We start from the raw sequence: 26053 nt of genomic DNA, 5'->3' as shown, positions 1-26053 counted from the left end.
CCGGAGCCCACGGCGACCGGGCGGCGCAGGGGAATTTACGACGAGGTCTGGACTTGGACCAGCGTCCGGGTAGCCTGGTGAAGTATGTGTTTTGTGTCACAAACCAGGGAGTGCCTCGTGGACACCACTGATCACGCCAGCCCGGGCGGCGCCGACTTCGACATCGTGATCCACGGCGGGACCGTCTACGACGGAACCGGCGCGCCGGGCGTCCGGTCCGACGTCGGGATCCGGTCCGGCGTCGTCGCGGCGGTGAGCCCCACCCCGCTCCCGATCTCGCCCGGCACCCGCGTCATCGAGGCCGACGGCAGATGGGTGATGCCCGGATTCGTCGACACCCACACCCACTACGACGTCGAACTGCTGGTCTCCCCCGGGCTCGGCGAGTCGGTGCGGCACGGGGTGACCACCGTGCTCGTGGGCAACTGCTCCCTGTCCGGGGTCTACTCGGACACCGTCGACGTGGCCGACCTGTTCAGCCGAGTCGAGGCCCTGCCCCGGGACGCCGTCCTCGAGGCACTCGAGCGCACGAAGTCCTGGTCCGACCCGGCGGCATGGCGGCGCGCGGTCGAGGCCCTGCCGCTGGGGCCCAACGTGGCGAGCTTCCTCGGCCACTCCGACGTCCGCGCCTCCGTGATGGGCCTGGGCCGGGCGACCGACCCGGAGCACTCCCCCGGTCGGGAGGAGTTGCTCGAGATCGAACGGCGGGTGGACGAGGCCCTCGACCAGGGTTTCCTCGGGGTCTCCACCATGACCAACCCGTGGGACAAGATGGACGGCGACCGCTACCGCTCGCGGACCCTGCCCTCCACACACGCCTCGTGGAAGGAGTTCCGGCGCCTCAGCCGGATCCTCCGCCGGCGCGACCGGGTCCTGCAGGGCGTACCGAACCTCAACACCAAGGTCGACGTGGCCTTCTACGTGGCCACCAGCACGGGACTCTTCCGCAAGCCGCTGCGGGTCTCACTCCTCGCCGCCGCGGACACCCTGGCCGAGCCGTGGGTCAACCGCATCTTCCGGCCGCTGGCATGGGTGGCCAACACTCTCGGAAGGGGCAGGTTCGTGTGGCAGCACCTGCCCACCACCTTCAAGGTGTGGGCCGACGGGATCGACCTGGTGGTCTTCGAGGAGTTCGGCTCCGGACGCGAGGCGCTACACCTCAAGGACGAGATGGCCCGCACCGATCTGCTCGAGAAGGAGGGCTACCGGCGCTGGTTCCGGCGGGACTTCGAGAAGCGGTTCAGCCCACGGGTGTGGCACCGCGACTTCGACGACGCCCTGATCGTGGCCTGCCCCGACGAGTCGCTGGTCGGCAGGACCGTCGGCGACGTCGCCCGCGCACGGTCGCTGCACCCCGCTGACTGCTTCCTCGACCTGGTCGTGGAGCACGGCGCCGACCTGCGGTGGACCACCACCATCGCCAACGCGCGCGAGGAGGTCGCCAACCGGCTCGCGCGGACCCCGGGGATCACCATCGGCTTCTCCGACGCCGGGGCGCACCTGCGCAACATGGCCTTCTACAACTTCGGCGTCCGTCTGCTCGAGCGCGTGCACGAGGCGGATCGTCGGGGTACCCCGTTCCTGTCCGTCGAGGAGGCCGTGTTCAAGCTCACCGGAGAACTCGCCGACTTCTACCGGCTCGACGCCGGGCGGATCGCACCCGGGCGTCGAGCCGACGTGGTGGTGATCGACCCGGCCGGCCTCGACGGCGAGTCGCTGGGCTACCACGAGGAGGCGATGCCGGAGCTCGGCGGCATCCACCGCATGGTCAACCGCAACGACCGCGCGGTGGCCGCCACGATCATCAGCGGCCACGTGGTGTGGTCCGACGGCGAGTTCGCCGAGGGGTACGGCCGACAGTTCTCGGCGGGACGGTTCCTTCCCGCGGGCGAGGCCGTGGGGCCGCGGCCGAGTTCACACCCGCGGCCGAGTGCGGACCCGCGGCCGGCCGGTCACTCGGTGGGCAGTCCGGCCTCCTCCCAGGCGGAATAGCTGCCCTCGAGTTCGGTGACGTCGTACCCGACGCTGCGCAGCGCGCTGGCCACGACCGAGCTGCGGGTGCCGGACTGGCAGTAGGTGACGATCGTGCCCGGGTCGGGCAGCTCGTCGCGCTCCCACATCACCTGGCCGCCGTGCAGCTGGGTGGCGCCGGGGACGTGGCCGTCGGAGTACTCGGAGGTGGCGCGGACGTCGAGCACCATGGCGTGCTCGTGGGCCTCCAGGGCATTCGGGTCCACGGTCTCCGGACGGAACGTGGGCAGTCCGTCGGTGGAGGTGACGTACCCGCGCGTGGAGTCGACACCCACTCGGATGACGTGGCGCCGCAGCTCGTCGGCCGCCTCGGCGTCCTCGGCGAGGAGGACCAGGCCGCGGGTGTCGGACTCCGGGTCGATGGCCCAGCCGGCGTAGGTGCCGGCCTGACCGGCCGGGAGGTTGATGGCGCGGTCGACGGTGCCGTCGTGGACGTCGTCGGCGGGTCGGGGGTCGACGACGACGAGGTCACCGGAGTCGATGCCGGAGGCCACCTCCTCCGCTGGCAGCTCGGGCAGCTCCGGAAGTGGATGGCCGAGGACGGAGGGGCCGTCCCGGTTCTGCCGCTTCATCCGCCCGAAGTAGGCCGGCGCGTCCGGCTGGCCGTCGAGGAGTTCGGAGATGAAGCCCTCCTCGTCATCGTTCTCCACGTACTTCGGCCACCACGCGAACTTCCGCTCGTATCCCACCGAGCTGGACGGCAGCGCGCCCAGTGACTTGCCGCAGGCGGAACCCGCGCCGTGGGCCGGGAACACCTGGACGTGGTCGGGCAGGGTGAGGAAGTGCTCGCGCAGGCTGGCGAACAGCTGCCCGGCGCTCTCGACGCGGGTGTCCGCTCCGGAGTCGTCACCGCCGGAGTCGCTGCCGCCGGCGGTCTCGTCGAGCAGGTCCGGTCGGCCCAGGTCACCGCAGAACACGAAGTCGCCGGTGAGTGCGTAGCCGGGTTCGTCGGCGAACGCGCCGTCGGTGACGAGGAACATCAGGTGCTCGGGCGTGTGGCCGGGGGTGTGCACGGCCTCGAGGCGGACGTTGCCGAGCTCGATGGTGTCGCCGTGGCGGAGCCGCTCGCCCTCGAAGCCGTAGCGCCAGTCCTCGCCGCCCTCGTCGGAGAGATACACGGTGGCGCCGGTGGCGGCGGCCAGCTCGCGGGTGCCGGACAGGTAGTCGGCGTGGATGTGGGTCTCGGTGACCGTGACGATGGTCATGCCGTGCTGGTCGGCCATCTCGAAGTAGGGCCTCAGGTCGCGGCTGGGGTCCACGACGATCGCCTCACTGCTGCTCTGGCAGCCGATGAAGTAGCTGGCGTGCGCCAGGTCGTAGTCATAGATGCGCTCGAAGAGCATGGTGTGTGTCCGTTTCCGTGGGGAACAGGTACACACTCCACCGTAAAACCCTCGGGGGTATAGCGCCACCCCTCGGCGCGGACGACGCGCACACTGGACCGGAGTACCCGCCACCGACGAGAGGACCCCGCGCCGTGTCTGACTCACACCAGTCCGAATCGCACCAGCACGAATCACACCCGTCCGACTCCCCGCTGACCGACGACCTGCGCCGCCTGCTCGCCCGGCCGAATCCGTGCGTCATGGCCACGCTGCGCAAGGACGGCTCCCCGGTGACCGTGCCCACCTGGTACCGGCTGGTCGCCGGCCGCATCCACCTCAACCTGGACGCCGGCCGGGTCCGACTCCAGCACCTGCGGCGCGACCCGCGGGTGGCACTGTCCGTGCTGGACGCGGACGACTGGTACTCGCACGTGAGCATCCAGGGCCGGATCACCGAGATCGCCGAGGACCCGGACCTGGCCGGCATCGACGCGCTGTCCCGGCACTACACGGACCAGCCGTACCCGGTCCGCGATCGCGCCCGCGTCGACGCCTGGCTGGAGATCGAGCGGGTACACACGTGGGGGTCCGCGGCGCGATCCTGATCCGGCGGCGGGCGACGCGGCATAGCCTCTGGGCAGACCTCCAGCCCCTCCAGCCCTGAGCCCCTCCACTGCTCAGTTCCCCGCCCCCCAGCCAGGCGCCCCACCCGGGCGCCCCACTCCCCCGGAGCCGCACATGTCCGACCGTTTCCCCCTCGCCGAGCTCGCCGATCTCCCCGACGACCTGCGGGAGCGCATTCTGACGGAGCAGGAGAAGGCCGGGTTCGTCCCCGAGGTGTTCCTGATGTTCGGGCGCCGCCCGGCGGAGTGGCGGGCCTTCTTCGCCTACCACGACGCGGTGATGGACCGCGAGGGCTCGAACATGTCCAAGGCGGACAAGGAGATGATCATCGTGACCATCTCCGCGCAGAACAACTGCCAGTTCTGCGTGGTGGCGCACGGTGCGATCCTCCGCATCGTCAAGAAGGACCCGTACCTCTCCGACCAGTTGGCCGTGAGCCATCACAAGGCCGAGCTGACCCCACGGGAACGCGCCATCTGCGACTTCGCCACCAAGGTCAACCTGCGGTCCGACGAGCTCGTCGACGCCGACTTCGCCGCGCTGCACGCGCACGGCCTGGACGACGAGGACGCGTGGGACATCGCGACGATCACCGGCCTGTTCGGGCTGAGCAACCGGGTGGCCAACGCCACCGACATGCGGCCGAACCCGGAGTTCTACCTGATGGGCCGAGCGCCGCGGGAGAAGTAGGCCGCCGCGGTCACGCCCTACAGCTGCTTGTGCGGGATCCCGTTGATGGTCCCGCCGTCCACCACGAACTCCGTGGCGGTGGCGTAGGAGGACTCGTCGGAGGCCAGGAACAGCACGAAGTTGGCCACGTCCTCGACGGTGCCCAGCCGGCCGAGGGGGATCGGGATCATGTCGTCCGGGATCCCCTCGGTGATCGGGGTGCGCACGAGGCCCGGGTGCAGCGAGTTGCAGCGGATGCCGTGCGGGGCGAGCTCGAGCGCGACCGATTTGGTGAGCCCACGGACGGCCCACTTGGCGGCCACGTACCCGTGAGCCCACGGCGTACCGCGCATGCCCTCGATCGACGAGACGTTGATGATCGACCCACCACCGGCGGCGATCATCGTCTCGGTGACGGCTTGACATCCGTAGAAGGTCCCCGTGAGGTTCACGTCCAGGATCTGCTGCCACTTGTCATGCCGGAACCTGTGCAGCTCGGCCCCGTTGGCGATCCCCGCGTTGTTGACCAGCACATCGACCCCGCCCCAGTCGGCGACCGTCTCCTCGACGACGGCCTTCCACTGCTCCGCATCGGACACGTCGAGATGGCGGTAGCGCGCGCCCTCCCCCAGCTCGGCCGCCACGGCCTCGCCCTGATCGTCCAGCACGTCGGTGAGCACGACCTTCGCGCCCTCCTCGACGAGCCGGCGCGCGTCGGCCTCGCCCATCCCCCGCGCGGCACCCGTGATGATGGCGACCTTGCCCTCGACCCGACCCATGACGACTCCCTCTACTCGTGAACAGCTGTGGTGACGACGCCGGTCGACGCGTCAGCGCGTACCGACGATGCCCGGCGCGCCGGTGAGCGGCAGATCCAGCGTCGTGGTCAACCCCGGCGCCGCGGCCACGACGGCGGGTACGGCGTTGACCACCCTGCCGACCCCGGCGAGGATCGCCGAGTAGTTGTGGTCGCCGTCCGCGCTCTGCGCGGCCAGGTCGAGGACGTACGACGGTTCACCGATCACCTCGACTCGGTACGAGTGCCCCTCCTGGACCGCGTACGGCCAGTCCGGCCGCAGGTCGCCCCGGGTGCGGGTGACGTGTTCGACCACGATGACGGGCTCGCCCGCCACCATGCCGGTGATCTGGAAGCGGAACCCCGCCTGGGTGCCCTCGGCGATGGTGCAGGCCGCGACCTCGTAGGTCTCCGGGGCGGGTTCGCGCTCGACGTGTTCGGTGATCTCGTCCACCTCCACGCCCAACCCGGCGGCGAGCAGGTGGATCGACGCCCCCCACCCCGCCGTCAACACCCCGGGCAGGAACAGCAGCGGGGTCTGGTCGAGCGGGGTGCCGAAACCCATGACGTCGACCATCGACTCGGTGGAATCGTAGGTGGCGTAGTCGGAGAACTCGGTGCAGCGGACCTGGCGCACCTCGCGGCAGGTGCCGGTGATCGCGAGCGGCAGGAGGTCGTTGGTGAACCCCGGGTCCACGCCGGTGACGAAGAGGGTGGCACCGCCCTCCAGGGCCGCGGCTTCGAGCTTGGCGCGCGCGCTGCCGGGGACGCCCGCGGCGGGGTTGATGAGCGGAGTGGGCGCGGTGCCCGCCACGTTGATCCCGGCGGCGAGGTACTCGCGGATGTCGCGCGCGGCCTCCACCGGCCGGGTGTCGCTCATCGCGCAGTAGACCACGCAGTCGGGCGCCGCGGCCACGATGTCGGCCGCACTCGTGGTGGCGGTGACACCCGTGTCCACCCCGAGACCGGCGAGCTCACCCGCGTCCCTGCCCGCCTTGTCCGCGGAGTGCACCCAGACGCCGACGAGCTCGAAGCGCGGGTCCTCGATGAGGTGGCGCAGGGCGATCGCCCCGGCGTTCCCCGTGGCGATCTGTGCGACCCGGATGGCCATGTGTCCCCTCCCGACCTGAGGCGGCGCGTGGTGACGCGCGCCTGTTCGCGGCGGACGCTACCAGAGCAGGCCGCCTGATCGGGGGGTTATCAGACACGTGACCGGACAGTTGTCCGGTCACGTGTCGGAGGGGGTCAGCCGACGACCACCCCGCAGGCGATCCTGCTGCCTCCGTCGCCGGCCATCAGCGTGTCCTCGTCCGGCCCGTCCGGTGCGTAGCGCTCCGGGATGTGGGCGAGGTTGTCCGGGTCCTCGTGGATCATCACGGCCGAACCGTCGTCGTCCAGCAGGAGCTCCCGGTCCAGCCGGTCTGTCAGGGTGGTGAGGCGGGCGGTCCCGTCGCCGGCGACGTACAGCGGCGGCAGGTCGCCCGCGTGCTCGGGATGCCCGGCCCCGCCGCCCGGCCCGGCCAGATGCCCGCCGGCCGAGAGGAACGCGCCCCTCTCCTCGGGGTCGTTGGGATTGGCGCTGTCCGGCTCACACAGCCCGGTCGTGTGGATGTGCAGTCCGTGGAATCCGGGCTCGAGTCCGCTGGCCTCGACGGTGACCAGGGTGCCGCCCTCGGCCTCGACGAACTCCACCGTGCCCAGGGGTCCGCCCTCAGGGTCGGTGAGCTCCGCGGTGGCGAAGGCCCGGTCGCCCTGCTCCCCGCCCCCGGCTCCCGCGTCAGCGGTGGTGGCGGTGTCCTGGGGGGTGGTGGTCCCCTCGGCGGCGGGAGAGTCCTCCCCGGTCCCGCACGAGGCGGCCAGCACCGCGGCTGCGGTGAGTGCGACGAAGGCGCTGCCCCTGCGGGCTCGGCGGAGAGTGGGCACGGTCTGGGCGTGAACTGTCTGGTCGGGAACGGTCTGTCCAGGTCGGTTCTGTGCGGTCATCCGGTGGACCTCCTAGTCGGCGTCGTGCGTGTCGGCGTCGTGCGTGTCGGCGTCGTGGCCGTCACCGTACCCACGCTCACCGCGGATGCAACCGTGCGAAACCCGCTACTCCGCCGCACGGAAGCGGCGCAGCCGCAGGCTGTTGGCCACCACGAACACCGAGGAGAACGCCATCGCCGCGCCCGCGATCATCGGGTTGAGCAGCCCGGCCGCCGCCAGGGGCAGCGCGGCCACGTTGTAGGCGAACGCCCAGAACAGGTTGCCCTTGATGGTCCGCAGGGTGCTGCGGGACAGCCGGATCGCATCGGCCGCGGCGCGCAGGTCTCCGCGGACCAGGGTGAGGTCGGAGGCCTCGATCGCCGCGTCGGTGCCCGTCCCGATCGCCAGCCCCAGATCGGCGGTGGCGAGGGCGGCCGCGTCGTTGACGCCGTCGCCGACCATGGCCACGACCCGGCCCTGCGCCTGCAGCCTGCGGATCACGTCCACCTTCTCCGCTGGCAGCACTTCAGCGATGACCGTCTCGGAGATCGCGGTGTCCGGGCCGGGGTCGATGCCCACCTGCTGCGCCACCGACGCGGCCACCCTCGCGTTGTCGCCGGTGAGCAGGATGGGGGTGAGACCCAGGCCGCGGAACCTCCCGACCGCCTCGGCGGAGGAGTCCTTGATCTGGTCGGCCACCACCAGCACCCCGCGGGCACGGCCACCCCAGCCCACCGCCACCGCGGTGTGGCCGCGGCCGGAGGCCTCGTCGACCGCCCGCTCGAGCTCGGCGGGCAGCGGCATCTCCTGCTCGGCGAGGAGAGCCGGACGGCCCACCACGACCACCTCGTCGTCGTCACGGGTGTCGTCAGTGGGGTCGGCTCCGACCCGTCCCGACACCCCCAGCCCCTCGGTGTTGCGGAAGCCCGCTACGGCCGGTAGGTCACCGACCCGCTCTCGGGCGCCGGCGGCGATGGCCCGGGCGATCGGGTGCTCGGACGCGTCCTCCACCGCGCCGGCGTGGCGCAGCACCTGCGTCTCGTCCTCGCCGTCCGCGGCGGTCACCGAGACCAGCGCGGGCGTTCCGGTGGTCACGGTGCCGGTCTTGTCGAGCACGATCGTGTCGACGCGGCGGGTGGACTCCAGGACCTCGGGGCCCTTGATGAGGATGCCCAGCTGCGCACCGCGGCCGGTCCCCACCATGAGGGCCATGGGCGTGGCCAGACCGAGCGCACAGGGACAGGCGATGATGAGCACCGCGACCGCGGCCGTGAACGCCATGGAGGTGCCGGATCCGGTGAGCAGCCAGAAGGCGAACGTCGCGGCCGCCAAGACCAGGACGGCGGGGACGAAGACCCCGGAGATGCGGTCAGCCAGGCGTTGCGCGGCGGCCTTCCCGGACTGTGCGTCCTCGACCATCCGCGCCATCTGCGCGAGCTGGGTGTCCGATCCCACGCGGGTGGCCCGGACGATCAGCCGCCCGCTGGTGTTGACCGTGCCGCCGACCACGGCGTCGCCGGTGGAGACCTCGGCAGGCACGGATTCACCGGTGACCATGGCGGTGTCGACGGCGGAGGCGCCGTCGACGATCCGGCCGTCGGTCGCGATCTTCTCGCCGGGGCGCACGATGAACTCGTCACCGACCTGCAGGTTCTCCACGGGGATCCGCGTCTCGACGCCGTCGCGCAGCACCGCGACGTCCTTGGCGCCGAGCTCGAGCAGCGATCGGAGCGCCGCCCCGGCCGTGCGCTTGGACCGGGCCTCGATGTAGCGACCCAGCAGCACGAAGGTGGTGACCCCGGCGGCGGCCTCGAGGTAGATGTCCCCCGCGCCGTCGCTGGGCGAGAGCGAGAACTCGAACCCGTGGGTCATGCCCGGCATCCCGGCGTGGCCGAAGAACAGGGCGTACAGCGACCACAGCAGGGCGGCGGACGTGCCGATCGACACGAGGGTGTCCATGGTGAACGAGCCGTGCCGGATGTTGATCGCCGCCGCGCGGTGGAACGGCCACCCGCCCCACACGACGACCGGAGCGGCGAGGGTCAACGAGAGCCACTGCCAGTTGGTGAACTGCAACGCCGGGATCATGGCCATCGCGATCACGGGTATCGACAGCAGCGCGGAGACGATCACGCGGTGGCGCAGGCTCTCCACCCGGTCAGGGGCCGCGGAGTCGTCGGTGGCGTTGCCGGCATGTCCCGTCGCGGCGGCGGCCCCGTCGGCGGCGGGAGGGGTCGAGGTGGCGGCGGGCGTGCGGGGCTGCGGGAGCCGCGCCGAGTACCCGGCCTGCTGGACGGTGTCGAGCAGGAGTTGCGACTCCACGCCCGGGGCGTACTCCACGCGCGCCTTCTCGGTGGCGTAGTTGACCTCGGCCGTCACCCCGTCGAGCTTGTTGAGCTTGCGCTCGATCCGGTTGGCGCACGAGGCGCAGGTCATGCCCTCGATCTGGAGGTCGACGACGGTGGTCGCCGGTCCGCCGGCGATATCGGTGCCTGTCATGGCGTCCTCCCTCATTCCGCGTCGTGGAGTGTGTACCCGGCCTCGTCCACGGCCGCGCGGACGAGCGCGGGGTCGACGGGATGGGGGGCGACGACGACGAGGCGGCCCGACTCCAGGTCGACCTCGACCGACTGGACGCCGGGGATCTCCGAGACCTCCTCCTCCACGGACGCGACGCAGTGGCCGCAGGTCATCCCGGAGACGGTGAAGGTGGCGGTGTCGGACATGGGGTTCTCCTCTGGTGGTGGCAGATGGGTGGAGGGCGGCTCGGTGGAGCGGACTACGACTTGACCAGGCGCGCGATGGCCGCGTTGGCCTCGGCGAGCTTGGCCTGTGCCTCCGGGCCGCCGTGCTCGATCGCACCGGCCACGCAGTGGCCCAGGTGTTCCTCGAGCAGGTTGAGCGAGAGCGACTGCAGGGCCCGGGTCATGGCGGAGACCTGCGTGAGGATGTCGATGCAGTACTTGTCCTCCTCGACCATCTTCTGCAGCCCGCGGGCCTGCCCCTCGATGCGGCGCAGCCGCTTGAGGTGGTCGTCCTTGTTCGGGGTGTATCCGTGCTCGGCCATGCGACATACAGTACCCCCCTAGGGTACCCATTTCAAGGCCCACGTCTCCCCGCCACCGGACTCCCGCGGTTCAGGCCTGGCGGTCGGGCTTCAGGCCTGACGGTCGGGCTTCAGGCCTGGCGGTCGGGCTTCAGGCCGTGTTCGATTCCCCAGGCCACCGCCTGGGCGCGCGTGTTCACGCCCATCTTCCGGTAGGCGGCACGGATGTAGGTCTTGACCGTGTTGGCCGACAGGTAGCACCGGTCGCCGATCTCCCGGTTCGACATGCCCTGCACGATCAGGCCCACCATCTCGGCTTCGCGGGCGGAGAGGCCCGCCTCCTTGGCGGGCCAGTCGTTGGCCCCCGTGGCGGACAGCCCCGGCCCCACCATCGTCACGACGCGCCCCGCCGCGATCTCCTCTATCCCCCGGACCAGCTCCGGGGCGGACAGCGACTTGGAGAGGAAGCCGTTCGCCCCCAACGCCAGACTGTCCTCCACAGCAGCGTGGCCGGCGGCGAAGGAGTAGACCGCGATCGCACCGATCGACGGGTCCTGACGCAACGCGGCCAGGCGGGCGTGCTTACCGACCGGCGCGGCGAACGTGTCGTACAGGGCCACGTCCACCGGAGCCGCCCCCTTGGAGACCGTGCGCTTCTCCACGACCTCGATGCGGTCGGCGTACTCCGAGAGTATGGCGTTCACCCCGGCTACGACGACGAGGTAGTCGTTGATCACAGTCACCCTGACCGGCATGGACAGACCTTAGCAACGAACCCTCGGATGCCCCGATACGGCGATCACACCCCTGGGGGTGTAGTCCGCCCGCTTTCATACAACGGATGATGGGACGTTGTTCCGCGCACGGTCTTTCGACTCGTCGCCGACCCGGGAAGTGGGATGATCATTTGGCTGAGGCCGCCTCGACCGCAGTGGACGATCGATGGGCATGGGCTGACCGCGGCAACTGCGTCGGCCACCAGGACCTGTTCTATAACGACGACCACGACCTCAAGGGCACGAGGCGGAAGAACGAGGAACTCGCCAAGCAGCTCTGCCGGCAGTGCCCGGTGCTCGACCAGTGCCGCCGGTACGCCATCGAGGAGCGGGAGCTCTACGGCGTCTGGGGCGGCATGACCGAGCTGGAACGGCACAAGATGGCGGGCCGGCTGCGCACCGGTTGACCCGCCGCCGGGATGCGGTGCGTGCAGGTCGCGTTGGCGCAGAACGGGTTCCACCCGGTGACATTGCACCCCGTTCCATCCCGCCGACTCCGGCGCTATTCTTCTGCTACCCCTGGCCGGAGGAGCGTCGATGCCCGGTTTATCCCGTCGACAGTTCGTGAGCCGCGTCGGCCTGCTGGCGGCGTTGTGGGGAGTGGCTCCCGGTTCGCTGAGCAGCCGGCTCGCGACCGCTCGGACGGTTCCCGACGCGCCACCGTCAACGTTGACGGGGACGATTCTGAGGAACGGCGGCGACGCCCACTCGTATCGGACCCTGGCCGCGGGACCTGGTGAGGACCATATTCCGCGAGCGGACATCCTGCGCGCGTCTCCCTCTCCAACACGGGTGGATTCGCGCCGTTCCCTCCTGTATCTCGGACACCTGTCCGATATGCACGTCATCGACGCGCAGTCCCCCTGCCGTATCGAACCGATGATCGTTCAGGATCACGCGACATGGGGGTCGGCGTTCCACCCGCAGGATCCACTCACCGTTCATGTGACCGCGGCGATGGTCAAGGCCTTCGCCGACAACTCGACCAGTCCGGTGACCGGGGCGCCCCTCGGTGCGGCGATAGTCACCGGCGACAGCGCCGACATGCATTCCCATCTCGAGTTGCGGTGGTACATCGATGTTCTCGACGGGGTGGCGGTGACGCCCAACAGCGGGTCCCCCCATGTATTCGAGGGTGTGCAGGCATGGCAGGACGCGCACTGGGCCTACCGACCGGGGTCGCCGTCGGGTGGCGCGTTCGGCGACTACGGGTTTCCCCGGCTGCCCGGGTTGTTGGCCGAGGCCATCGCCCGGCCTGTCGAGTCGGTGGGCCTCCCGGTGCCGTGGTACTCGGTGTACGGAAACCACGACACGCTCCTGCTCGGCACGTTCGGACTCTCCTCCCAGTTGCGTTCGCTGGCGGTCGGATCGCAGAAGGCCCATACGCTCGCCGCCACCTCGACGTCGATTCTGGCCGGATACGCCGCGACCGCGAGTCCCCTGCAACGGTTGAGTGACGCATGGGGAGTCCAGTCAGGAACCAGACCGGGATTTCGTGGAGTCACCTCGGATCCGCGGCGGTACCTCTTCGAGCAACGCGAGTTCATGGCCGAGCACTTCAACACCACGGCGACACCCGGCCCCGTCGGGCACGGCTTCACCCAGCACAACCTCGATTCGGGAGAGACCTGGTGGACCACTGATGTGACACCCCACGTGCGCCTGTTCGGACTCGATACCTGCAACGCCGTCGCCGGGGCGGACGGTGCGGTGCCGGCCGACCAGTTCGAGTGGCTCAAGGGCCAGCTGGACCGTGCACAGTCCGACAAGAAGCTCGTCCTGGTTCTGACGCATCACAACAGCATGACCCTGGAGAATCGGGCGCGGAGACCGGGCTCGGACATGACGCTCCACGGCGCCGAGGAATTCGTCGACATGCTGTTGGCGTACCCGGTGGTGATCGCTTGGCTGAACGGGCACACACATCAGAATCAGATCCTCGCCCACCGGGCCGACCGCACCGGCTTCTGGGAGATCACGACGGCGTCCTGCATCGACTTCCCACAACAACAGCAGACCGTCGAGATCGTCGACAACCGGGATGGAACGCTGTCACTGTTCACGACGGTGCTCGATCACGCGTCGCCGGTGACCCCGGGCTCGTCGGGCGGGTACCTGGACCTGGCGTCGCGGAGTCGGGAGCTGGCCGCGAACGATTGGGCCGAGAACCCCCTGATGAGGAGAGGCTCGGCGCTGGACCGCAACACCGAGCTCCTTCTGCCCGCCCCGTTCGAGATGGAGGCGATCACCGACGCGTCGCTGGAACAGCAGCACCTGCGCGAGCGCGCGCGCCTCCTCGCCCACGAGCAACGGGGGCAGCGGTGAAGCGGGCGACCGGAGGCCTGATCCTCACGCTTGCCCTGGCGGGATGCTCGCAGATCGACGCACTCGCACCCGTCGGGGGAGCGGAGATCGCGGACCTGAGGTACGCGGCGATCGAGGTGCTGCTGGAGCAGGGTGTCGACGTTCTCGTCGCGCCGGTGTGCGATGGCCACGGCGCGGCTCTTCGATGTGTCGGAGAAACCGTCAGCAACGAGACCATCACGGCGACCCTGACTTCCGAGGACGGCGCGTCCTTCGACCTCAGAGTCGGGCAGAGCCTCATCTACTCGGGTCCCGTGCAGGCCGTTCTCGAACGAAATGGAACGGTGGGCGCGCGATGATCGGGACGTGGCGGGGGTGTCTCCGAGGTGCCCCTGTAGTGCTCCCGGTGGTGATCGTCAACGCACTTCTCCAGGCGCTGCTGGTGGTCGATGATCCAACCCCCGAGGGTGCGTGGGGATTCGCACTGCGCGTGGGCGCCTCAGGACTGGCGATGATCCTCGCGCTCTGGCTGATCCTGGGGGCGTCGGCCGCCGCAGTCGATGCCGACGCACGGTTCTCAGTACCGCCGATGACGGTGCTGATAGGCGCGACGGCGGCAGTCGTCCTCGGAGGCCTGGCCGGAGTTGTGTCGCCGATTCTGCCAGTCGTCGTCGCGGTGGCTGCGGTACCGCTACTCGCGTCTCTTGCGTCAAGGCCGAGCCCGGGCGTACTCCGTACCGTCACGTGCACTCCCGGTCGCGCCCTGCTCGGGTTCTTCTGGGTCGCACTGCTGTTCATCGTCAACTGGGTCATCGCTCTGCTGCTCGGCTTCTTCATCGGCGGACCCGTTTCCGCAGCGCTCTCCTGGGTCGTGTTCGGATTCAGCGCATCGATACTGGCGACCCATTGGGCGGTACTGCATCGTCGAGCCGCACAGCAGGTCGGGCACGAGGGGTTCAGGGCTACTCGAACCGCCGGATCTCCGCGGACGCGGGCCAGGTCGGCCTAGGCGGGCCGACCTCCGGCGTGACCACCCCGCAGGCGTCCGGCGTCGGCGGCGCCTCGATCGCGGGCGCGCTCCCACAGGTTCCGCCCGGGCGCTGGGTCATGACCACGACGGTAGCTCCGGGAGGGTGCCCGACCCACGCGGGAGGGTGGCGACTTAGACTCCGTTCATCAGTGATTCACGACACATTAAGTCCGGGGGGACCGTGTTACTTCGTCGAACCGCGATGCGCGCTGCCGCACTCGCCACCGCTCTGGCGACCACCATCGGCGGCGGGGCCGTGCTCGCCCCGGTCGCCGCCGCACAGGGCTCGTCCAACGACCCCGCTCCCGCGTTCTACCAACCGCCGGCCCAACTGCCCGCGGGCGCGGGCGCGCTCGTCAAGTCCGAGGCGTTCCCACTCGCCGGTGCGATCCCTCCCATCCCCGGGGCGGAGTTCCTCTCGGACGGCGCCGGCGCGGTCTCGACCGACGCCCAGCGGATCATGTACACCTCCGTGGGGTCGAGAAATCAGCCGGTGGCCGTGACCGGGACCTACCTCCAGCCCCGCGCACCGTGGACGGGTCCGGGGACTCGGCCGCTCGCTGTGCTCGCGCCGGGCACCCAGGGCCAGGCCGACCACTGCGCGCCGTCGAAGACCTTCCAGAACCTGGCCACGGTCCGCACGGACCCGCCCGGCGTGGGCTTCGGCTACGAGATCATCCAGGCCTACGCGTTGTTGGCCCGCGGGTACGCGGTCGCGATGACCGACTACGAGGGGCTGGGCACGCCCGGCATCCACCCGTACGTCCACCGCGAGTCCTCGGCCCGTGCCGTGCTGGACATCGCCCGCGCCGCGCCGCGGGTCCCGGGAGCGGACATCGGCGACTCGCCGCGCACCGTGTTCACCGGGTACTCCCAGGGCGGCGGCGCGGTGGCCGCGGCGGCCGAACTGCACCCGCGGTACGCGGCCGAGGTGAACCTCGTCGGTACCGCCGCCGGATCGCCGCCCGCCGACCTCCTGGCCACCCTCGAGAGGGCGGACGGGTCGGCGATCGCCGGAGTGATCGGGTACTCGCTCAACAGCCTCGTCGACGCCTACCCGGAGATGAACCGACTCCTCGACGCCTACCTCAACGACCACGGCCGGGCGATGCTCGCCGCCACCTCCGACCAGTGCATCGGCGAGACCGCCATCCAGTTCTTCCATCAGCGGACCAACAACTTCACGCTGTCCGGCCAGTCCGCCGGTGAGATCGCCAGGCAGGATCCGGCCATCATGGACTACCTGGAGCGCCAGCGCATCGGCCGCATGTCGCCCACCACGCCGGTGCGGATCCTGTCCCCCGTGAACGACGACGTGGTGCCCGGCCACCAGTCACAGCGGCTCGGCCGCGACTGGTGCGCGCAGGGTGCGGCGGTCGAGATGGTGATCGACCACACCCCGCCGGTGGCCACCGGGCTGGTCATCAACCACGCGGTGCCGATGCTCTCCGGCCTCGGCGGGACGGTGCAGTACCTGGCCGACCGGATCGACGGCGTCCCGGCGCCGGTCAACTGCGGGACGTACTGAGCCGCCGACCCCCGCGCGTCGCGACGAGCGTTCCGCTGCATCGAAAAGAGCGTTCCGAACACATCCGCCGAGTAGCAGGTGTTCGGAACGCTCTTTTCGATGGGGAGCGCCTGCCGATGGGGAGCGCCGGGAAGGCGCGGGGGAACGCCGGGGCACAAGGGGCAGGTGCGGGCCTCGGACCCCAGTCTCGCAAGTAGATTGCGCAAGCAGCTTGTAGAATCGCCCGGGTGACCGACCAGACCCACCCTGCGGCCAGCCCAGACCCCACCGACCCGGCCGCGCTCGCCACCGACCTGCGCGAGGCCCTGCGCCCGCTGTGGCGGCGTCTCGGCGAGCACCGGACGCTGTCGATGGGGAAGGTCGGGATCCTGGCCCGCCTCGACCGCCACGGCGCACTCACCGCGACCGTCCTCGCCGCGCACGAGCGGATCAGCCACCAGGCTGTGGCGGGTGCGGTCCGCGAACTCGAAGAGATGGGCCTGGTCTCCCGCAGCCCTGACCCCGCCGACGGCCGACGGGTCCTGATCACCCTCACCGACAGCGGCCGCACACGCCTGGTCAGCGAACGCTCGGCCGGGCAGGAGTGGCTGGTCCACGCGGTCACCGACGAGCTCAGCGAGTCCGAGCGCGCCACGCTGGCCTCAGCCGTGCCCCTGCTCAGCAGGCTGGACACCGAGGGCACGAGGTGACCTCGACCGACCGTGCGCCCGCGCCCCGCTGGTTCCTCCAGACCCTGGTCTACGCCGGGCTCACCAGCGCGATCGTCAGCTCCCTGGGCATGCTGCTCGTGCCGTCGGTGGCCGGCGAGTTCGGCATCACCGTCAGCGCCGCGCAGTGGATGCTCACCGTGAACCTGCTGGTGGGCGCGGTGGCCACCCCGATCATGGGACGGATGGCGGACGGCCCCCACACCAGGCGGCTGCTCCTGGCGTCGTTGGCGGTGATCTTCACGGGATCGGTCATCGCCACCGTGGCCACGAGCTTCACGGTATTCCTGATCGGCCGGGCACTGCAGGGCCTGCTCTACGGGACCGTCCCGGTCACGATCGCCCTGGCCCGCCGGCACCTGAGCTACTCCGAATCCCAACCGGCCATCTCCACCCTGTCGGTCACGGTCTCCGTGGGGATGGGGCTGGGATACCCGCTCACCGGCCTGCTCGCCGCGGGGTTCGGCCACCGGTCCGCGTTCGCCTTCGCCGCGCTGTTCGTGGCCACCGCGGCAGCCGCGGTGTGGCGCTTCGTGCCCGCCGGGCCCGACCCGCTCGCCCCGCGCACGCCCCTCGACCTGCCGGGAACAGTTCTGCTGGGCGCCGGCCTGGCCACCCTGCTGCTGTGGATCTCCGAGGCCCAGGGGTGGGGCTGGACCTCACCGCGCGCCCTGTCGACCCTTGCGGTAGCCCTGGCCGCCCTGTCCATGTGGGTCGTGCACAGCGTGCGGACCCGGTACCCGCTGATCAACCTGCGGGTGGTGCGCAGACCCGAGGTGCTGCTGGCCAACGCCACCGCGATCGGGCTGGGCACCGCGCTGTACATCGGCCTGTCGATCGCGAGCCTGGTGGCGCAAGCGCCCGCCGGGACCGGCTTCGGGCTCGCCGTCCCGCTCATGTGGGCGGGCTTCATGATGGCGCCGCTGTCCGTGGGGAGCTTCCTGGCAAATCGCGCGGTCCGTGCCCTCGCGCGCCGGGTCGACATGGCGGTCTTCCTGCCGGTCGGCGCGGCCGTGATGACCGTGGCATCGCTGCTGCTGTGGTCCGCTCACGACAACTTCCTCACGCTCGCCGTCGGGATGTTCCTGTTCGGGGCGGGGATCGGCTCCGGTTACGCCGCCATGCCCGCGCTGATCGCCCGGAGTGTGGCCGTGGACCAACTCGGCAGCGCCGTGAGCTTCAACCAGGTCCTGCGCACGGTCGGCGGCGCTGTGGGTGCCGCGTTGTCCGCCGCCGTGCTCGCCGCCCACCCGTCCGAGTCGACTTACTCCACCGACGAGGGCATCACCATGGCGTTCGGTGTGGGCGTGCTGTGCTGCGCCGCGGTGATGGTGGCGTTGACGTGGCACGCCATCATGCGACGACGACGAGGTGGCGCATCCCACGGCGCGGGGCGGTGAGCGGCGATAGCGTCGTGCGCATGCGCGCACTGAGCTGGGGCCCTGTCGCCGGGGTGACGCTCGCCCACCTGGTCGCGCTGGTGACCGGCGCCGACGCGGTGGCAGCCTGGTCGCAGGTCTTACTCATGCCCGCGCTGGCGGTGGTGCTGCTCGTCCTGCCGCCCGAGGACCGCGGGCCCGCCTGGCCCTGGGCCCTGGCAGCGTTGGCCGCGAGCTGGGTCGGGGACTCACTCCCGAAGATCGTCCCCTCCGACGTGCAGTTCCTGTCGATGATCGGCGGGTTCGCCGCGGCCCAGGTGCTGTGGATCGTCGCGTTCACCCGCGTGGACCGGGGACGGTCGCCGTTCGCGTGGACGCTGCTGCTCATCGTGGTGGCGGTCGCGCTGCTGGTGGTGACGGTTCCGGAGGCCGGGATGCTCGCCCCGGCCGTGGTGGTCTACGGGCTGCTTCTGCTCGCCGTGGCGTGGCTCGCCTCGAGCCACGGTTGGGTCGGCGCGCTCGGCGGCGCCCTGTTCGTCCTGTCCGACGGCCTGATCGCGTTGGGGGCCTTCCGGCCCGATCTCGTCGCCTGGGCGAACCGCGACCTCGTGGTGATGGCCACCTATGTGGGCGCCCAGGCGCTGTTCGTGGCGGTCATCCTGCTCACGCGATCACCCGAACTCACCTGGGGCCGCGCACCCCGCCGCGGCACCCGCGCCCGACTCACCAGGTGAGGCGCTCCGGGCGGGCGTCGGCCAGGATCTCCTCACGGTCCTCGGGCAGGAGGAATCCCTCGGCGATGAGCCGGTCCGTGGCCGCGCGATAGGCCGCCAGGTACTGCTCACGCCCCGACTGCGCTCCCCTTGACTGAGCTGCCCCTGACTGCCCACCACCGGGCCACCGCTCCCGCAGCGCCTGCTCGGAGAGCTCGACGGTCCGCCCGAGGAGCATGCACAGGGGCTGGGCCTCGGGATGGGGCACTCCGGTGAGCTGTTCGACCGGGGCCTCCACGACGGGGGTCCTCACGCCACCCCGGCCATTGCCCAGCTCGTCGGTGACGACCTCGTCGTCGTCGATCTCCACCGGCGGCGCGGCCGGCGGGCGCGCACCGCCGGCGACCCAGGACACCAGGTGCCTCAGGGCGGCGCGGAGGACGAACACCTGCTGGCCGCTGTTGACCGGGCCGTGGCAGTCGACGAACTGTGCGAACTCACCCAGCTGGTAGAGGTCCGCGTGGGCCTGGCCGGCGATCTCCCAGGTCACCACGGACTCCGAATCGGGCTGGCGGGCGGGCAGGGAGGCGATACGACCGATCAGGTCACCCTCCGCCTGCACCACCATCACCGGCGCGCCCACGTCCTCGCGGAGCGTCGCCGGGCCGCGACCGAGGGCGGCGACGATGTCGCTTCCGCGGCCGCGGTCGTCGAAGGGCAGGTACCCGGCTCCACGGCTGTGGAGGAGGAACGCGTCGAACACCCCGACCCGCGGGTGGACGCCGTTGACGTAGGAGGTCAGCGCGAACGCCGACTGCGACTCGCCCACCGCGATGACCGACCGCGCGCGTAGACCTGCGAGCGGCCCTTCCCCGTCCGGCTCGCGCACGTAGCGCCCCACCTGCGTGACGATGTCGTAGGCGTACGCGTCGCCGGGGTGGTGCAGGTCCCCGTAGCGTTCGGGCCGCTGGGCTCGGAGTCCCTTGGTCTGGCCGCCGAGGCCCACCGCGGCGTCCCCGCCCTCGACCGCGATGAACTGGGCCGACACCCCGACCCAGGCGTGACCCGCCCGGAGGATCTCGTCGGCGAGGTAGGTGTAGTCCGGCGCGGCGTCCTGTCCACCACTGACGTTGAGCCACTCCACCAGCACCACGCCGCTGAACGACCCCGGCTCCGGCTGCCGCACCAGTACGCGGGTCGCGAACGGCGCGGAATCGGCCTCGGTGAGCTCGACGCGCCCGTCGCCCGGTGTCGCCACCGTGTCGTAGGAGACGGCCTCGCCGCTGCACGCCCACTCCGACTCGCCGAACCCGGCCGCCGCCAGGTCCGGGGCCGCGCGGCCGGACATCGGCGGGAAGGACCTGCCCTGCGTCAACTCTACGAATGTGGCTCGCCGGGATCGGTGCATGGACCGATTGTGCCTGTTAGCGTCGCCCTGGCGACCCCCTTTCAGGCCAAGGAGACCCGGTGACCGACGGACCCGATCTCTTCCCCGGTTTCCGCTCCCGCGTGATCGAGACGCCCGGCGCCCGGATCAGGGTGCGCGTCGGCGGATCGGGACCGCTGGTCGTGCTGCTGCACGGGTACCCGCAGACCGGGGCGATGTGGCACCGGATTGCCGCCGGGCTGGCCACCCGGCACACCGTCGCCGTTCCCGACCTGCGCGGATACGGCGCCTCGGAGTGCCTCGACGACGACTTCTCCTTCCGCGCCATGGCCGCCGACGTCACCGCACTGATCGGCGAGCTCGGGGGAGGTGGGTCCGGTCCGGCAGGCGACGGGGAACGCGACGGGACCGACGACGACACCGCTGTCGTCATCGGACACGACCGGGGTGCCCGGACCGCGCATCGGCTGGTGCTCGATCGGCCCGGGTTGGTGCGGGGCGTGGCGCTGCTCGACATCCTGCCCACCACCGAGGTGTGGCGGCAGATGTCACCGGAGATGATCCGCGCCTACTACCACTGGGGCTTCCTGGCCCGGCCCGAGATCGCGGAGCCGATGATCGCCGACGACCCGGTGCGATTCCTCCATTCGGCCCTCGCCGGCCTCTACTCCCCGCTGGAGGCGTTCCATCCGGTGGCCCTGGCCGAGTACGAGCAGGCCATCGCTCGACCCGGCGTCATCCACGCGATCTGCGGCGACTATCAGGCGGCTGCCACCGTGGACCTCGCCCACGACGAGGCGGATCTGCACCGCCGGCCGGACCTGCCCGCGCTCGTGCTGTGGGGCGCCCGGGGGAAGGTGGGCGCGGAGGTGGATCCGCTGGAGGTCTGGCGCGGCCGGCTGCCCCGGGCCGAGGGCCGCGCGATCGACGCCGGGCACTACCTCGTGGAGGAGGCCCCCGAGGAGTCATGGGCGGCGATCGCCGGGTTCCTCGAGCGCATCTGACCGCCGGGGGGGGATCGACATCCGGCCGGGGAAGATCGCCCTCCCCCCGACGGGGATCGCCCTCCGGCCGGCGGGACGTCAGGGCGCCCGGTCCGCTGCGGCGCCGGGGGCCGCGACCGTCGCTGTGCCCGCCGTCGCTGACCCCGCGGTGGCCGTCGAGGTGTCGGAGGGCGCCCCCGTCGGCGTCTGCGAGGTCGCGGGCGTCGAGGTCGGCATCGACGTCTGCGCGCGGGTCGTCGTCGGGGCCGCCGTGGTCCGGATCGTCGTCGGCGGGGCCGCGCCCCGGGTCGTCATCGCGCGCGGCGTGGGGACGACGGCGGAGGTCATCGACGTGCGGCAGGTGACGAGGTGCCTGCGGGCCATCCACGCTGGGGCGCCCATCGCGATGGCCTCGTCCGGGCAGGTCATGGTGTAGATCGAGACCCCATCGGCCTGCCGCCACCGGCCGTTCCGGAACACCACCCAGAACGGGTCTCCCGAGATGTCGCCGGCCATGACCGCCCAGCCGGCGTCGCAGTCGATGATCCGCGCTCCGCTGTCCGGGTACCCCAGGTCGGTGTTGATCACCCCGGCGTCACACACCGCCGCGGGTGCGGGGACGACCGCGGTGGGCGTGGCGGGAGCGGTGGTGGTGGCGCGAGAGGCCCGGGTCGAGGTCGCGGTGGTGCTGGGGCCGGCCGGGGCGGTCACCTCGGGAGACGTCTCGTCTCGCGATCGCATCAGCGCGACGGTGGTGACGGTCGCGACGAGGACCCCGACCACCACGACCACCGCGAGGGCCGCGTAGACCGGCGACTGACCGCCTCCCCGTACTCCGTCGGCCCCGGTCACGTCGCCACCCCGTCGCCCTGGCTAGAGGGTCATCCCGGGCGGTAGCGGACCGATCGGGGTCGCGTCCCCCGCGCCGGCGAACGGGTTCCACACGTAGATGGTGGAGGCGTAGACGGCCTCCGCATTCGGTTGGCCCGCCACCGGCTCCTGTTGCACGCGCAGCTCCACGTGGAAGTCGCTGTGCTGCCCGAGCAGGACACGCGGCGTGGTGCCGGGCTGCGTCGCGACCTGCTCGCCCCGGTGGAACAGCACGACACGGGTGGGCGACGAGACCGTCCCGCCCGCGGTCTCCAGGAACAGGTAGCCGAGTTCACCGCACAGGTTCCCGCTCTGCCCCACCGTCCACCCGACCCCGGGGAACGGCCCGGGGGTCTGCGCGGCGATCCGCTGCACGTCCACCGAACACCCGGCGGGCGGAGGCATGAGGGAGTCGGTGTTGACCGCGGATGCAGCGGGCGCCCAGGACGCGAGCAGGCCGGCGGTCAGGGCCGTGGCGGTCAGGGCTCTGATGTTCGGTGTTCTGATGTTCGGTGTTCTGACGTTCGGTGTTCTGACGGTTCCGGGCATCGAGATCGCCTCTCCGATCGAGTACACCCCATGGTGACACGGGTCACACCGGAGAACCACCGTGAGTGGTGACCGGGCGCCCCCCGACCCCTCGGTACGGTGGGACCACCCGGCGGCGCACCCCTCACGCCGCCCGATGAGGAGAGTGCCGTGACCGGTCGATACGCCCCTGGACACACTCTGGATCAGGCCGTCGCTCTCGAACGCGGCGGCGAGAACCTGGTCCGGGGCCGCACGGTCGACGCGTGGGCCAACATGGTCGGGCCGTTCGGCGGGACGACCGCGGCGACGATGCTGCAGGCGATCCTGAAGCACCCGGAGCTACACGGTGACCCGCTGGCTCTGACGTTGAACTACGCGGGCCCGGTGGCCGAGGGCGAGTTCGAGATCGAGGTGCTGCCGACCCGCACCAACCGCTCCAACCAGCACTGGTGGCTCGAGATGCGCCAGGGCGATCAGGTGGTCACCACCGCCACGGCGATCACCGCGCTGCGGCGCGAGACGTGGTCGGAGACCGAGGTCGGCCCGCCCGGGGTCCCCGCACCCGAGGACCTGACCCCGGCCGCGGCGGACCGTGGGGTCAAGTGGGTGGACAACTACGACATGCGGTTCGTGACGGGGGCGTTGCAGTCGGTCGAGGAGGGACAGACGAGCCCGGATTCGACGACGACGATGTGGATCCGCGACACCCCGCCCCGCCCCCTCGACCACGTCGCGCTCACCGCGATGTGCGATTCGTTCTTCCCCAGGTCGTTCCTCCGGCTCGGCCGGCCGATCCCCGCGGGAACGGTCACGCTGACGATCCACTACCTGGCCACCGCGGACGAGATCGCGGCCCAGGGCACGGACTTCATCCTGGGCAGCGTCCACGCCCACCGGTTCCACGGCAACTACCACGATGAATCGGCGAGACTGTGGAGCCGCGACGGCACCCTGCTCGCCACCAGCCACCAACTCATGTACTTCAAGTCCTGAGTACCGCGGGCCGGAGGAGCACCCACCACATGTCGACGACGCGCAACCACACCACCCACGAGGTCCTCAACCAGGCGCCGCCGCGCGTGGACGTGGACGAGTACGCCCTCAATCCCGCACTCCGTGAGGCCGTGGGCGTCTTCGCTCCCGGCGCGGCGGGTGCCGCGACCGAGCGGTTCCACGAGATCGGCCGACACGTGGGTACGGAGCAGTTCCAGCACGACGCGGAGCTGGCCAACACCCTGACCCCGGTGCACCGCGCCCACGACCGGTGGGGCAACCGGGTGGACGAGATCGAGTTCCATCCCTCCTATCACCGGATCATGGAGTTCTCGGTGTCCCGCGGCCTGCACACCTCCGCCTGGGCGGATCCGGGTCCCGGCGCCACCGTGGAGCGGGCCACCGGCTTCATGCTGGTCTCACAGATCGAGGCCGGGCACGGGTGCCCGCTGTCCATGACGCACGCCGTGGTGCCGTCCCTGCGGTTGAGCCCGGAGCTGGCCGCGGAATGGGAGCCGGCGCTGATGTCCAGGGTCTACGACCCCGAGCTGCGCGACCCCGCCACCAAGTCGGGGGTGTTGTTCGGGATGGCCATGACCGAGAAGCAGGGCGGGTCGGACGTCCGGGCCAACACCACCACGGCCACCCCGGTCGGGGACGGCCTGCACGTGCTGCGCGGCCACAAGTGGTTCTGCTCGGCCCCACAGTCGGACGCCTTCCTGGTGCTGGCGCAGGCACCGGAGGGACTGAGCTGCTTCCTCGTCCCCCGCGTCCTCCCGGGCGGCGAGCGCAACCCCTTCCTGGTCCAACGCCTCAAGGACAAGCTGGGCAACAAGTCCAACGCCTCGTCCGAGGTGGAGTTCGACGGCACCCTGGGCTGGATGGTCGGCGATCCCGGCCGTGGGGTGCGCACGATCATCGAGATGGTCGGGCGCACCCGCCTGGACTGCGTGTTGGGCGCGACCGCGGGCATGCGCCAGGGCGTGGCCGAGGCCTCGTGGCACGCCCGTCACAGGGCCGCGTTCGGTGCGACCCTGGTGGACCAACCGGCCATGGCCGCCGTGCTGGCGGACCTCCAGCTCGAGGCGGAGGCCGCCACGTGGACCGCCCTCCGCCTGTCGGCGGCGTATGACGACGACGAGTCCGCCGCGTACCGCCGGCTTGCCACCGCGGTCGCCAAGTACTGGACGTGCAAGCGCGGCCCCAACCACGCCTACGAGTCGCTGGAGTGCCTGGGCGGAAACGGCTACACCGAGGCGTTCCCGCTGGCCCGCCGCTACCGCGAGCAGCCGGTGCTGGCCGTGTGGGAGGGCTCGGGCAACGTCATCGCACTCGACGTGCTTCGCGCGATGGCCCGCGAGCCCGAGTCGGTGGCCGCCTTCGACGCCGAGATCTCCGCACAGCTGGGCTCCCACGAGGTGTTCGACCGGCACGTCGAGCGGGTCCGGGGGCTGATCGGGCGCGCGGCCGCCGATCCCGCCGCGGCACCGGCGCTCGCACGGCGACTCGTCGAGGCCATGGCCCTCGCCCAACAGGGCGCGGTCCTGCTCGCCCACGCCCCGGCGGCGGTCGCCGAGGCGTTCTGCCTGGCCAGGCTCGGTGACGAGCGCGCAGCCGAGTACGGCGCACTCCCCCACGGCGTGGACGTGGCCGCGCTCGTCGCCCGCGCCTGATCCCGGCACCCTGCGCACGCCACCCGGCACCCGCCACCCCGCGACCCCGTGACCCCGAGATGGGAACCAGGCGCGAGGAATTCGGAGAAACGACACTGTCGGTTTCACTATTCGGCCGACAGTATGTGAGTGCTGTCACACACTGGGAGTACCCGACAAAGAGGTGCAGTATGTCAATCGATGGCGATCCGCGAGATCCGGTCTACCGACCGGGTCCGGCCCCCCTCCGCTCCCACCTGCCGATCCTGGGCGGGACCCTCGAGTACGTCGAGAATCCTCTGGCCACGATGGCCCGCCGGTACCGCGACCACGGCCCGGTCTCCGAGCTGAGCTTCCTCGGCGCCACGTGGACCGCGCTGATCGGCCCCGACGCCTGCCAGATCGCGCTCCAGAACGCTGACTGAAGCGCCCCGGGTTTGATGGAGACATCGATTACCCGGAAGGATCATCGAATCATGGGAGCACCACGCAAATACCCGGATGAGCTTCGCGACCGCGCGACGCGGATGGCGCTGGAAGCCCTGGCCGATCCCGACCGTTCACACGGTGCGATCGTGCGGGTCGCCGAGCAACTCGGCGTGCACCGCGAAGCGCTACGAACCTGGGTCCGCAAAGCCCAGGCCGAGGGCCAGGACGCCTCGTCGGTGTCCGCTGATCGCAATGCTCGCCTCGCCCAGCTCGAGAAGGAGAACCGTGAGCTGCGGCGGGCGAACACGATCTTGAAGC

Annotated in this window: 28 protein-coding genes; 17 read left to right on the top strand and 11 right to left on the bottom strand. The window is 71.0% G+C overall.

Features of this window, described 5'->3' with window-relative positions:
- Positions 1–117: 117 nt before the first annotated feature.
- Positions 118–1992 carry an N-acyl-D-amino-acid deacylase family protein gene (locus tag CEY15_RS12695; protein ID WP_095718756.1) on the top strand — a complete coding sequence of 625 codons (1875 nt, stop codon included), beginning with the start codon at positions 118–120 and terminating at the stop codon, positions 1990–1992.
- Here the strand turns inward: CEY15_RS12695 and CEY15_RS12690 are convergent.
- A complete protein-coding gene (locus CEY15_RS12690; RefSeq protein ID WP_095718755.1) occupies positions 1953–3374 on the bottom strand; it encodes an MBL fold metallo-hydrolase in 1422 nt (473 codons plus the stop codon). The genes CEY15_RS12695 and CEY15_RS12690 overlap by 40 nt on opposite strands.
- 134 nt (positions 3375–3508) lie before the next feature.
- On the opposite strand from CEY15_RS12690, the gene CEY15_RS12685 reads away from it, so the two are divergent.
- On the top strand, positions 3509–3961 hold the full coding sequence (locus tag CEY15_RS12685; RefSeq protein ID WP_428844200.1) for a PPOX class F420-dependent oxidoreductase: 453 nt from the start codon (positions 3509–3511) through the stop codon (positions 3959–3961).
- Positions 3962–4094: 133 nt separating this feature from the next.
- Positions 4095–4670 (top strand): peroxidase-related enzyme, encoded by a 576-nt coding sequence (locus tag CEY15_RS12680; protein ID WP_095718754.1) that lies wholly within the window; start codon positions 4095–4097, stop codon positions 4668–4670.
- A 17-nt stretch (positions 4671–4687) separates the two neighbouring features.
- Here the strand turns inward: CEY15_RS12680 and CEY15_RS12675 are convergent, their stop codons facing one another.
- The 7 genes from CEY15_RS12675 to CEY15_RS12645 form a co-directional block, all read right to left on the bottom strand.
- The gene (locus CEY15_RS12675; RefSeq protein ID WP_095718753.1) at positions 4688–5428 is read right to left on the bottom strand and encodes a glucose 1-dehydrogenase; all 741 of its coding nucleotides are present in this window, start codon (positions 5426–5428) and stop codon (positions 4688–4690) included.
- A 51-nt stretch (positions 5429–5479) separates the two neighbouring features.
- Positions 5480–6556: an NAD(P)H-dependent amine dehydrogenase family protein gene (locus CEY15_RS12670; protein ID WP_095718752.1), complete on the bottom strand. Its 1077-nt coding sequence runs from the start codon at positions 6554–6556 to the stop codon at positions 5480–5482.
- A 134-nt stretch (positions 6557–6690) separates the two neighbouring features.
- Positions 6691–7428: a superoxide dismutase family protein gene (locus tag CEY15_RS12665; protein ID WP_095718751.1), complete on the bottom strand. Its 738-nt coding sequence runs from the start codon at positions 7426–7428 to the stop codon at positions 6691–6693.
- Between the two features lie 105 nt (positions 7429–7533).
- Entirely contained in the window at positions 7534–9906 is a 2373-nt protein-coding gene (locus tag CEY15_RS12660) for a heavy metal translocating P-type ATPase (RefSeq protein WP_095718813.1), read from the bottom strand.
- Between the two features lie 11 nt (positions 9907–9917).
- On the bottom strand, positions 9918–10133 hold the full coding sequence (locus CEY15_RS12655; protein WP_095718750.1) for a heavy-metal-associated domain-containing protein: 216 nt from the start codon (positions 10131–10133) through the stop codon (positions 9918–9920).
- Between the two features lie 53 nt (positions 10134–10186).
- Positions 10187–10474: a metal-sensitive transcriptional regulator gene (locus CEY15_RS12650; protein WP_095718749.1), complete on the bottom strand. Its 288-nt coding sequence runs from the start codon at positions 10472–10474 to the stop codon at positions 10187–10189.
- A gap of 110 nt (positions 10475–10584) precedes the next feature.
- The gene (locus CEY15_RS12645) at positions 10585–11208 is read right to left on the bottom strand and encodes a helix-turn-helix transcriptional regulator (RefSeq protein WP_095718748.1); all 624 of its coding nucleotides are present in this window, start codon (positions 11206–11208) and stop codon (positions 10585–10587) included.
- A gap of 152 nt (positions 11209–11360) precedes the next feature.
- Between CEY15_RS12645 and CEY15_RS12640 the strand changes: the two genes are divergently transcribed.
- From CEY15_RS12640 to CEY15_RS12605, 8 genes are all read left to right on the top strand, one after another.
- A complete protein-coding gene (locus CEY15_RS12640; RefSeq protein WP_241734284.1) occupies positions 11361–11636 on the top strand; it encodes a WhiB family transcriptional regulator in 276 nt (91 codons plus the stop codon).
- Between the two features lie 130 nt (positions 11637–11766).
- Entirely contained in the window at positions 11767–13554 is a 1788-nt protein-coding gene (locus CEY15_RS12635) for a TIGR03767 family metallophosphoesterase (RefSeq protein ID WP_095718746.1), read from the top strand.
- Positions 13551–13892: a hypothetical protein gene (locus tag CEY15_RS12630; protein WP_095718745.1), complete on the top strand. Its 342-nt coding sequence runs from the start codon at positions 13551–13553 to the stop codon at positions 13890–13892. The genes CEY15_RS12635 and CEY15_RS12630 overlap by 4 nt, the downstream gene beginning before the upstream one ends.
- Before the next feature lie 38 nt (positions 13893–13930).
- On the top strand, positions 13931–14542 hold the full coding sequence (locus tag CEY15_RS12625; RefSeq protein WP_095718744.1) for a hypothetical protein: 612 nt from the start codon (positions 13931–13933) through the stop codon (positions 14540–14542).
- Positions 14543–14744: 202 nt separating this feature from the next.
- Positions 14745–16091, top strand: a complete 1347-nt coding sequence (locus tag CEY15_RS12620) for a lipase family protein (RefSeq protein ID WP_245847611.1) — start codon at positions 14745–14747, stop codon at positions 16089–16091.
- A gap of 227 nt (positions 16092–16318) precedes the next feature.
- Positions 16319–16780 (top strand): MarR family winged helix-turn-helix transcriptional regulator, encoded by a 462-nt coding sequence (locus CEY15_RS12615; protein WP_428844199.1) that lies wholly within the window; start codon positions 16319–16321, stop codon positions 16778–16780.
- Positions 16777–18198: an MFS transporter gene (locus tag CEY15_RS12610; protein ID WP_095718742.1), complete on the top strand. Its 1422-nt coding sequence runs from the start codon at positions 16777–16779 to the stop codon at positions 18196–18198. The genes CEY15_RS12615 and CEY15_RS12610 overlap by 4 nt, the downstream gene beginning before the upstream one ends.
- Before the next feature lie 20 nt (positions 18199–18218).
- A complete protein-coding gene (locus tag CEY15_RS12605; RefSeq protein ID WP_141244258.1) occupies positions 18219–18911 on the top strand; it encodes a lysoplasmalogenase family protein in 693 nt (230 codons plus the stop codon).
- On the opposite strand, the gene CEY15_RS12600 is transcribed toward CEY15_RS12605, so the two are convergent.
- A complete protein-coding gene (locus CEY15_RS12600) occupies positions 18901–20298 on the bottom strand; it encodes an alpha/beta hydrolase domain-containing protein (protein WP_245847610.1) in 1398 nt (465 codons plus the stop codon). The two genes, CEY15_RS12605 and CEY15_RS12600, sit on opposite strands and share 11 nt — an antisense overlap.
- 59 nt (positions 20299–20357) lie before the next feature.
- Between CEY15_RS12600 and CEY15_RS12595 the strand changes: the two genes are divergently transcribed.
- A complete protein-coding gene (locus tag CEY15_RS12595) occupies positions 20358–21281 on the top strand; it encodes an alpha/beta fold hydrolase (RefSeq protein ID WP_095718739.1) in 924 nt (307 codons plus the stop codon).
- A gap of 78 nt (positions 21282–21359) precedes the next feature.
- Here the strand turns inward: CEY15_RS12595 and CEY15_RS12590 are convergent, their stop codons facing one another.
- Both CEY15_RS12590 and CEY15_RS12585 read right to left on the bottom strand, forming a co-directional pair.
- Positions 21360–22112, bottom strand: a complete 753-nt coding sequence (locus tag CEY15_RS12590; RefSeq protein WP_095718738.1) for a hypothetical protein — start codon at positions 22110–22112, stop codon at positions 21360–21362.
- Between the two features lie 21 nt (positions 22113–22133).
- Positions 22134–22535: an LppP/LprE family lipoprotein gene (locus CEY15_RS12585; protein ID WP_241731242.1), complete on the bottom strand. Its 402-nt coding sequence runs from the start codon at positions 22533–22535 to the stop codon at positions 22134–22136.
- Here CEY15_RS12585 and CEY15_RS18810 point away from each other — a divergent pair.
- The 5 genes from CEY15_RS18810 to CEY15_RS12565 form a co-directional block, all read left to right on the top strand.
- The gene (locus tag CEY15_RS18810; RefSeq protein ID WP_245847609.1) at positions 22534–22716 is read left to right on the top strand and encodes a hypothetical protein; all 183 of its coding nucleotides are present in this window, start codon (positions 22534–22536) and stop codon (positions 22714–22716) included. The genes CEY15_RS12585 and CEY15_RS18810 overlap by 2 nt on opposite strands.
- A gap of 113 nt (positions 22717–22829) precedes the next feature.
- Positions 22830–23654, top strand: coding sequence for an acyl-CoA thioesterase (locus CEY15_RS12580; protein ID WP_095718736.1), 825 nt, complete (start codon positions 22830–22832; stop codon positions 23652–23654).
- A 29-nt stretch (positions 23655–23683) separates the two neighbouring features.
- Entirely contained in the window at positions 23684–25327 is a 1644-nt protein-coding gene (locus CEY15_RS12575; RefSeq protein ID WP_095718735.1) for an acyl-CoA dehydrogenase family protein, read from the top strand.
- Between the two features lie 170 nt (positions 25328–25497).
- Complete coding sequence (locus CEY15_RS12570) at positions 25498–25731, top strand: hypothetical protein (protein ID WP_245847608.1); 234 nt, start codon at positions 25498–25500, stop codon at positions 25729–25731.
- A 51-nt stretch (positions 25732–25782) separates the two neighbouring features.
- Positions 25783–26053, top strand: a 271-nt coding sequence (locus CEY15_RS12565; RefSeq protein WP_176475106.1) for a transposase, incomplete at its 3' end; no start/stop codon positions are given.

The organism is Dietzia natronolimnaea, assembly GCF_002289575.1.
GTDB classification, from domain to species: Bacteria; Actinomycetota; Actinomycetes; order Mycobacteriales; family Mycobacteriaceae; genus Dietzia; species Dietzia natronolimnaea_A.
Note: the sequence above shows the minus strand (reverse complement) of the source record. Positions and strands in the feature narration are given on the sequence as shown.